Annotated in this window: 4 protein-coding genes and 1 pseudogene; 1 reads left to right on the top strand and 4 read right to left on the bottom strand. The window is 74.2% G+C overall.

The annotated features are described in order from the left end of the window. From STRAU_RS26420 to STRAU_RS26405, 4 genes and pseudogenes are all read right to left on the bottom strand, one after another. Nucleotides 1-1,733 (bottom strand): DUF4118 domain-containing protein (locus STRAU_RS26420; protein ID WP_037662036.1); only part of this gene is annotated, 1,733 nt, incomplete at its 3' end. 43 nt (nt 1,734-1,776) lie between these two features. Continuing rightward, entirely contained in the window at nt 1,777-4,320 is a 2,544-nt protein-coding gene (locus STRAU_RS26415; RefSeq protein WP_016643454.1) for a sensor histidine kinase, read from the bottom strand. Nucleotides 4,321-4,330: 10 nt separating this feature from the next. Continuing rightward, nucleotides 4,331-4,420, bottom strand: coding sequence for a K(+)-transporting ATPase subunit F (gene kdpF, locus STRAU_RS44730; protein ID WP_106968048.1), 90 nt, complete (start codon nt 4,418-4,420; stop codon nt 4,331-4,333). Nucleotides 4,421-4,682: 262 nt separating this feature from the next. Further along, a pseudogene (locus tag STRAU_RS26405) lies at nt 4,683-5,579 on the bottom strand (NAD(P)-dependent oxidoreductase); the annotation flags it as partial. Nucleotides 5,580-5,759: 180 nt separating this feature from the next. Here STRAU_RS26405 and STRAU_RS26400 point away from each other — a divergent pair. Beyond that, nucleotides 5,760-8,972: AfsR/SARP family transcriptional regulator (locus tag STRAU_RS26400; protein WP_037662033.1), on the top strand; the 3,213-nt coding region annotated here is incomplete at its 3' end.

The raw sequence follows: 8,972 nt of genomic DNA, 5'->3' as shown, positions 1-8,972 counted from the left end.
GCGGGCAGCACCCGGCCGGTGAGCGCGAGGGCCATGTGGTCGCCGACGGGCATGTCGACGTCGGCGTCCTCGGGGCGGTCGGCGCCCGGGCGCGTACCGACGCTCGCCGCGCAGGTCCACGGGGAGATGTCGCTCTCGCGCTCCAGGAGCGCGACGGCCTCCATGCCGAAGGTCTCGCGCACGGTCTCCAGGAGGGACTCCAGGCTGTTCTCGCCGCGCAGCACGCTGCCCGCGAGGTGCGAGAGGATCTCCGACTCGGCGCGCAGCCGCGCGGCCTGATGGGTCCGGCGGGCGGCGAGGTCCACGACCGAAGCCACGGACACGGCCACCGAGACGAAGATCACCAACGCGAGGATGTTCTTCGGGTTGGAGATCAGGACGTGGTGGAGGGGTGGCGTGAAGTAGTAGTTCAGGAGCTGTGAGCCGAACGCCGCCGACGCGAGGGCCGGCAGCAGGCCGCCGAGCAGGGCCGCCGCCACCGTCAGCGTGAGGAACAGCAGCATGTCGTTGGCGAGACCGAGGTTCGGCGCGACACCGCGCAGCAGCAGGGCGAGCAGAATCGGCCCGCCCATGCCGACCAGCCAGCCCCAGATGAGCCGGTTGCGGCCGAGCCGGGTGGCGCGCGGTGCCGGCGACAGGCTGCGCCCCTTGCCCGCCTCGTCGTGCGTGACCAGGTGGACGTCGAGGTCGGGCCCGGACTCGCGGGCGACGGTGGCGCTGACGCCCGGCCCGAAGACGTACTGCCAGGACTTGCGCCGGGAGACGCCGAGGACGATCTGGGTGGCGTTGACGCCGCGGGCGAACTCCAGGAGCGCGGCGGTGATGTCCTCGCCTATCACCTGGTGGAAGGAGCCGCCGAGGTCCTCGACGAGGGTGCGCTGGATCGCGAGTTCCTTGGGCGAGGCCGCGGTCAGGCCGTCGCTGCGGGCGATGTAGACGGCGAGGACCTCGCCGCCCGCGCCCTTCTCGGCGAGCCGGGCGGCCCGGCGCAGCAGGGTGCGGCCCTCGGGTCCGCCGGTGAGGCCGACGACGATGCGCTCACGGGCCTGCCAGGTGGAGCGGATGTCGTGCTCGCCCCGGTACTGCTGGAGGTATTCGTCGACCCGGTCGGCGACCCACAGCAGCGCCAGCTCGCGCAGGGCCGTCAGGTTCCCGGGGCGGAAGTAGTTGGACAGGGCCGCGTCGACCTTGTCCGCCTTGTAGATGTTGCCGTGCGCCATCCGGCGGCGCAGCGCCTGCGGCGACATGTCGACCAGCTCGATCTGGTCCGCCCGCCGCACCACCTCGTCCGGCACCGTCTCGCGCTGCCGCACCCCGGTGATGTTCTCGACGACGTCGCCCAGCGACTCCAGGTGCTGGATGTTGACGGTGGATATCACGTCGATGCCCGCTTCGAGGAGCTCTTCGACGTCCTGCCAGCGCTTGGCGTTGCGCGAGCCGGGGATGTTCGTGTGCGCCAGCTCGTCCACCAGGGCGACGGCTGGGGCGCGCTCCAGGACGGCGTCCACGTCCATCTCCGTGAAAGTGGTGTCCCGGTACTCCAGTTCCTTGCGCGGCAGCAGGTCGAGACCGTGCAGCATCACTTCCGTACGAGGACGGTCATGATGCTCCACGAAGGCCACCACACAGTCGGTGCCGCGCTCGACACGACGATGTGCCTCGGACAGCATCGCGTACGTCTTGCCGACGCCCGGTGCCGCCCCCAGATAGATCCGAAGCTTGCCGCGTGCCATGAATCTCGTCTCTGCGCTCGGGTGCGATGGACGCGCCCACCGGTCAAAGGGGCTCAGAATGCCAGACGCCGGAGCCGGGCGCGCCGCTCACCTCGCGCACCCGTTCCGCGAAGGGCAGCGAAAGCACCATCGTAAGGCCGCCACCGGGGGTGTCCTCGGGCGTGAGGGTGCCGTCCATCGCCTCGGCGAGGCCCCGGGACAGGGCAAGGCCGAGGCCGAGACCCGTCGTGTTGTCGGTGTCGCCGAGCCGCTGGAAGGGCTCGAACACCCGGTCGCGGTCGGCCGCCGGGAGGCCGGGGCCCCGGTCGACGACGCGCAGTTCGACGCGGCCGGCCAGGGCGCTCGCGGTGACGAGGACCTTCTCGCCGTACGGGGTGTGGCGGGCGGCGTTGCCGACGAGATTGGCTATCACCCGCTCGAGGAGCGGCGGGTCGGCGAGGACGGCGGGGATCTCCTCCAGGCTGCCCGTGTCGACCGGGCACGCGACGGGCAGCGAGTCGAGTGCGGTCGGCAGCACCTCCTCAAGGGCGGTGGCGCGCAGTTCGAGCTTGAGGGCGCCGGCCTGGAGGCGGCTCATGTCGAGGAGGTTGTCGACGAGACGGTTCAGCTTGGTCATGGACTCGTCGGCGGTGGCGAGGAGTTCCTCGCGGTCCTGCTCGGAGAAGTCCAGGTCACGGCTGCGCAGCGAGCCGATCGCGGCGAGCGCGGCGGCCAGTGGGGTACGCAGGTCGTGGCCGACGGCCCGCAGCAGCGCGGTGCGCATCCGGTCGGCGGCCTTCACGGGCTCCACCTCGGCGGCGGCCTCGGCGAGCCGGGCCCGCTCGACGGCGGCGCCGACGTGCGCGGCGAACGCGGCGAGGACCCGGCGGTCGGCGGAGGGCAGGGTGCGGCCGCGCAGCACGAGATAGGCGTCGGTGCCCGCGGGCACGGCGGTCACCAGGGCGTCGGCGGTGTCGGGCGGCTGCTCCACCAGCTCGGCGGCGTCCACGCCGAACGCCTCACGGGCGCGTTCCAGCAGGGCGGGGATCGGCTGCCCGCCGCGCACGATGGTGCCCGCGAGCGACGACATCGTCTCCGCCTCGGCGGTGGCGCGCGCGGAGCGGCGGGACAGCCGCAGCGACCGGTCGACCACGGCGGCGACGGTGGCGGCGACGATCGCGAACACCACGAGCGCGAGCATGCTGTTCGGATCGCCGAGCGTGAAGTGCCCGACGGGCGGCATGAACCAGTAGTTGAGCAGCAGCGACGCGGTCACGGACGCCACCACCGCGGACAGCACACCGCCGATGCAGGCCACCCCCACCACGGCGAGCAGGAACAGCAGCGCCACGCTGGTGAGGTTCAGGTGCTCGCGGGCCACGTCCAGGTCGAGCAGGGAGGTGAGCACGATCGGAAGGAGCAGCCCGGCGACGGGGCCGCCGACGCGGCGCGGGCCCGACAGCGTACGTCTGCGGGAGGGCAGCAGGGTGCCCGCGCCGGCGCGTTCGTGGGTGACGGTGTGGACATCGATGTCGCCGGACGCCTCGACGACGGACTCGCCGGTGCCGCGCCCGGTGAGGAACCGCTCGAAGCGGCCGCGGCGGCTGGAGCCGAGGACGAGCTGGGTGGCGTTCTCGGCGCGCGCGAAATCGACCAGGGCGGTCGCGATGTCGTCGCCGACGACCGAGTGGTAGCTGCCGCCCAGGTCCTCCACGAGCCGGCGCTGCCGGGTCAGGGAGGCGTGCGAGGTGCCTGCGGCGAGCCCGTCGCTGCGCGCGATGTGCACGGCGAGGAGCTCACCGCCCACCGAGCGGTCGGCGATGCGGGCGGCGCGGCGGACCAGGGTGTCGCCCTCGGGGCCGCCCGTCAGGCCGACGACGACGCGCTCGCGGGTCTCCCACACGCCGCCGATGCCGTGCTCGAAGCGGTACGCCTGGAGCGCCTCGTCGACGCGGTCGGCCACCCAGAGCAGGGCGAGCTGGCGCAGGGCCGTGAGGTTGCCGGTGCGGAAGTAGTTGGCGAGGGCCGCGTCGACCTTCTCGGGCGCGTGGATGTTGCCGTGCGCCATCCGGCGGCGCAGCGACTCCGGGGCGGCGTCGACGAGTTCGATCTGGTGGGCGCGGCGCACGACGTCGTCGGGGACGGTCTCGGCCTGCGGCACCTTGGTGATCTTCTCGACGACGTCCTTCAGGGACTCCATGTGCTGGATGCTGACCGTCGTGACCACGTCGATCCCGGCCGTGAGCAGCCGGTCGACGTCCTGCCAGCGCTTGGGGTTGCGGCCCTCCCCCGGGACGTTGGTGTGGGCGAGGTCGTCGACCAGGGCGACCTGCGGGCGCCGGGCCAGCAGGGCGTCCAGGTCCAGCTCGGTGAACTCGCCGCCGCGGTAGGAGCAGCGGGCCCGCTCCACGACCTCGAGCCCGCCGGCCCTCGCCTCCGCCAGCGCGGCTTCCGTCTGCGGACGTCGATGGCACTCCACGAGGCCCACCACGACATCGGCGCCGCGTGCGGCCCGTCGCCGTCCTTCGTCGAGCATGCGGCAGGTCTTGCCGGCCCCCGGTGCCGCGCCGAGGTAGACCTTCAGTTGTCCGGGTCGTACGTCCGTCATCGCGCCGGTGTCAGAACCTCTCCGGGAAGAGCCGTGCGAGGACGAGGTATCCGACCAGGCTGACGGCGACGAGAAGTCCCACCACATTCTCCGCGCTCACGGTCCTCAACTCCTTGGCGTGCCGGGTGACTTCCCTGCGAAGCCGCTCGGTGACTCCCCCACCGAAGCCGCTCACGGGGAAGGCGGACATGCCCCTTGACACATCCTTGGCAGTTCTCACCAGGACGTTGACACTGCCTTGACGTCGCGCGGGTACCGCGCCCCCGAAGGGGCGCGGGGCTGTATCGATATGCGGCTCTGCCGCGCGGGCGCGACCAGCCCCCACCGGCCCGCAGGATCGACACCGCACATCCAGCGAAGCGCTAGCGCAGGGACTCGATCGTGCGGGACAGGCTCTCGGCGCCGTGCCCCTCGGCCACCTGCCGCTCGAATAGCGCGTGCAGCGGGGCGAGCAGGTCGACGCCGACGCCCTGCGCGCGGGTCGCGGTGAGGATGTGGGCCAGGCCCACGGCGTTGATGTCCATGTTCGACGTCTCCGTGCGGTAGTCCCCGGCGTCGATCTCGGCGGCGAAGCCGGGCAGCGCGCCGATCGCCTCCTTGAGCCAGCGGACGAGCAGCTCGGTGATCCGTGTCGCGTCGATCCCCGCGGAGCCGCCGACGGCCACCGTCTGGAAGAACCCGGCGAACATGCCGTACATGCCGCTGAGCAGCGCCACGTCGTGCACCGCCGCGAGCCCCGCGTCGGAACCGGCGAACTCCGCCGAGCCCAGCGTCTCCAGCAGCGTCCGGTACCGCGCGAAGGCGTCCTCGTCACCGCTGTAGAGGACGAAGGCCGCGGGCGTGCCGACGGTCTGCGGGATGGCGTAGACGGCGCCGTCCACGTACGCGGCGCCCTGCCCGGTGATCCAGGCGCCGAGTTCGCGTGCGGCCTCCGGGATGCCGGAGGTGACGTTGACGACTACGCGGCCCGCGAGGGCGCCCGCGGCGGGAGTGAGCAGGTCGCGGACGGTCGTGTAGTCCAGTACGCAGATGACGACGAGGTCGCTCGCCCCCATGGCCTCGGCCGGGGTGGCCGCCAACGTGGCGCCGCGGGCGACCAGTTCGTCCGCCTTGTCCTGCGAGCGGTTCCAGACGGTGACCTTGTGGCCCTGGTCGAGGAAGGTGCGGGCGAGGACCTGGCCGAGGTTGCCGAGGCCGATGACGGTGACGGTCGTGGGCTCGGGTGTGGTGGTCTCGCTCATGGTGTGCCTCCGGTGGGAGCGGTGCCGGACGGTGCGCCCGGCCTGTGGTCATCACCGTGCGGGTGGGCGCTGCCGGTTCGCTGCCGAGTCGCTGTCGGTCCTCTGTCGACTCCTGTCGCGGTCATGTCGGGGTCATGTCGGGGGGGCGTCGTCGGATCCGGCCGCAGGTCGTTCACCTGGCGGGTTATCGTCGTCGGCATGCGATTCGGGGTGCTCGGTCCGCCGGCCGTGTGGACGACGGACGGCGCGGAGGCGGCCGTCCCCGGTGCCAAGGTCCGCGCGCTCCTGGCCCATTTGCTGGTGCACCCCGGCCACCCGGTGTCGGCGGACCGGCTGATCGACGGGCTGTGGGGCGAGGAGTTGCCCGACCATCCGGCGAACGCGCTCCAGGGCAAGGTGTCCCAGCTCCGCCGGGCGTTGGAGCGGGCCGAGCCGGGCGGCCGGGCCCTGGTCGCGGCGGGGCCCGCCGGTTACGCGCTGCGCGTCGCGGCGGACGCGGTCGACGCGGGCCGGTTCGCGCTCCTGCTGGAGCGGGCGCGGGCGACCGCGGACGGGCCCCGCGCGAAGGCGCGGCTCCTGGAGGAGGCGCTGGGGCTGTGGCGCGGCGAGGCGTTCGCGGGCTTCACCGACGCCGCGTTCGCGCGCGGCGCGATCGGCCGCCTGGAGGAGGACCGGCTCACCGCGTGGGAGGAACAGGCCGAGGCGCGCCTGGAGTTGGGCGAGCACGGGCCGCTCGCCGCGGACCTCGCCGACCTGGTCGGGCGCCATCCGCTGCGGGAGCGGCTGCGGGCCGCGCAACTTCGCGCGCTGTACCGCGCGGGCCGCCAGACGGAGGCCCTCGACGCGTACGAGGATCTGCGCCGCCGCCTCGCGGACGACCTCGGCCTCACGCCGGGGGCGGAACTCGCGGCGCTGCACGGGGCGATCCTGCGCCAGGATCCGGCGCTGGACGCTCCGCTGGCTGTGCCCACCAGCGGCTCCGCCGCGGGGCCGCGAGGGGCCGTTGATTCTCCGCGGCCTCGTCGTGGCTGGTCGCGCCCACGCGGCGGAGCCGCACACGTCGGAGCCCCGCGTCCCTTCGGGGCGCCGCCGAACCGCAGTGAAGCGCACGCCGGGCCCGGGGCAGCGCCCCGCACCAACCTTCCCGCCCCCGTCGCCGGCCTCGTCGGGCGGGACGACGACGTGCCGGGAGTACGTCAACTCCTCGACGTGACCCGCCTTGTGACCCTCACCGGGCCCGGCGGGGTGGGCAAGACGCGGCTCGCCGTCGCGGCGGCGCAGGGGCTCGCGGACCGGTTTCCCGACGGGGTGTGGCTGGTCGAGCTCGCGGGCCTCGACGGCGCGGCCGGGCGCGGCCCGGACACCGTGGCCGAGGCGGTGGCCCGGGTGCTCGGGCTGCATGAGGAGCCGGGTGCCCCGGTGGCCGCGGCCGGGCGGCTGACGCGGGCGCTGCGCGGGCGGCGGCTGCTCGTCGTACTCGACAACTGCGAGCATCTCGTGGACGCGGTCGCCGAGTTGGCGGACGTACTGCTGCGTGACGTACCGGGGCTCAGCGTCCTCGCGACCAGCCAGGAGCCGCTCGACGTGAGCGGCGAGCGGGTGTGGGCGGTGCCGCCGCTCGACCTGGCGAGCGCCATGGAACTGTTCCGGCGGCGGGCCGGGCTTGAGAACGGCCCCGGGGCGCGGCTCGGCGCGGACGACGCGGAGGCGGTCGCCGAACTGTGCGTCCGCCTGGACGGGCTCCCGCTGGCGCTGGAGCTGGCGGCGGCGCGCGTACGCACGATGGGGGTGCACGGGCTGCTGTCCCGCATCGACGACCGGTTCGCCCTGCTCGCCCGCGGCTTCCGCGGCGCCCCGGCGCGGCAGCGCACCCTCCGCGCGGTCATCGACTGGAGCTGGTCGCTGCTCACACCGCCGGAGCGCACGGTTCTGCGGCGCCTGGCCGTGCACGACGGCTGCACGCTCGACGCCGCGCGGGCCGTCGGCGCGGGCGGCACCGTGCGCGGGCCCGATGTGCTCGACCTCCTCTCCCGCCTGGTGGACCGCTCCCTGGTGGTGGCCTCGGACCGGCCGGACGGGCCGCGGTACTGCGTCCTGGAGTCCGTACGGGAGTACGGCGCCGAACAGCTCAGGGAGGCGGGCGAGTTCGACGCCGTGCGCGAGCGGCACAGCGCCCACTACGCCGAACTGGCCGTGCGCGCGGGCCGGTTGCTGCACGGCCCGGAGCAGCGGCGGTGGCTGGATCTCCTCGACGAGGAAAGCGCCAATCTGCGCCGGGCCCTGGACACGGCGCTCCGGGGCGGGGCGGCGGGCCGCGCGCTGGGCATGGTCAACGCGCTGGCCTGGTACTGGGTGCTGCGCGGGCGGATCGCGGAGGCCCGCAGATACCTGGACGCGGCGCTGGCCTCGGCACCCGGCACCGCCGCGGAGACCGCCGCCGCGCGCGCTCTCGCGCTGGCCTGGCGGACCGGCATCGCGCTGCGCGAGGGCACCGACGCGGGCGCGGAAGGTCACGAGGCCGCGAAAGGTCACGCGGGCGCGGGCGAGCACGAGGGTGGCGAGGACGGCCCCGAATCCAGTCGGCTGCTGGCGTCAACCCTCGCTGCTTTGCGAGGGATTGACGACCCCTCAGGCAAGGCCAACACCCTGTGGATTCTCGGCTCGGCGCAGATGGGCGCGGGCGCCGTCCGCACCGGCGAGCGGCTGGTGAACGAGGCGCTCGACGCCTTCACCGCCCTCGGCGACACGTGGGGCACCGCGGCCGCGCTCAGCGCCCGGGCCCGGCACGCCATCGCGCACGGCGACCTCGCCGCCGTACGGCGCGACAGCGAGCGCAGCGCCCGCCTCTTCCGCGAACTGGGCGACGAATGGGGCCAGTTGCAGACCGTCTTCCCGCTCGCCACGCTCAGCGAGATCGCGGGCGACTACGCCGAGGCGGCCCGGTTGCACCGCGCGGGGCTGGCCATCGCGGAACGCCTCGGGCTGCACACGGAGGCGTCCAAGCGGCTGTCCGGACTTGGCCGGATCGCTCTGCTCACGGGCGACTTCGAGCAGGCCCGCGCCGCGCACGAGCGGGCCCTGCGCCTGGCGCGCGACCACAGCTTCCGCTCCGGCGAGCTGGACGCACGCATCGGCCTCGGCCTCGGCGCGCGCAGGGAGGGCGACCTGGCCGGCGCCGAGCGGCACATGCGCGAACTGCTCGCCTGGTTCCGCGGCGCCGACTACGGCCCCGGCGTCACGCTCGCGCTCGCCGAGCTGGGCTTCGTGGCGGAGCTGCGCGGTGACGCCGCGACGGCGCACGCGCTGCACGCGGAGGGGTTCGACGTCGCCCTGGGGCTCGGGGACGCGCGGGCGCTCGCCCTGGCCCTGGAGGGCCTCGCGGGGGCCGCGGCCGCCGCCGGGGAGCACCGC

Source organism: Streptomyces aurantiacus JA 4570 (assembly GCF_000414115.1).
Classification (GTDB): domain Bacteria; phylum Actinomycetota; class Actinomycetes; order Streptomycetales; family Streptomycetaceae; genus Streptomyces; species Streptomyces aurantiacus_A.
The sequence above is the reverse complement of the archived record's forward strand: the minus strand, read 5'-3'. Positions and strand labels throughout refer to the sequence as shown.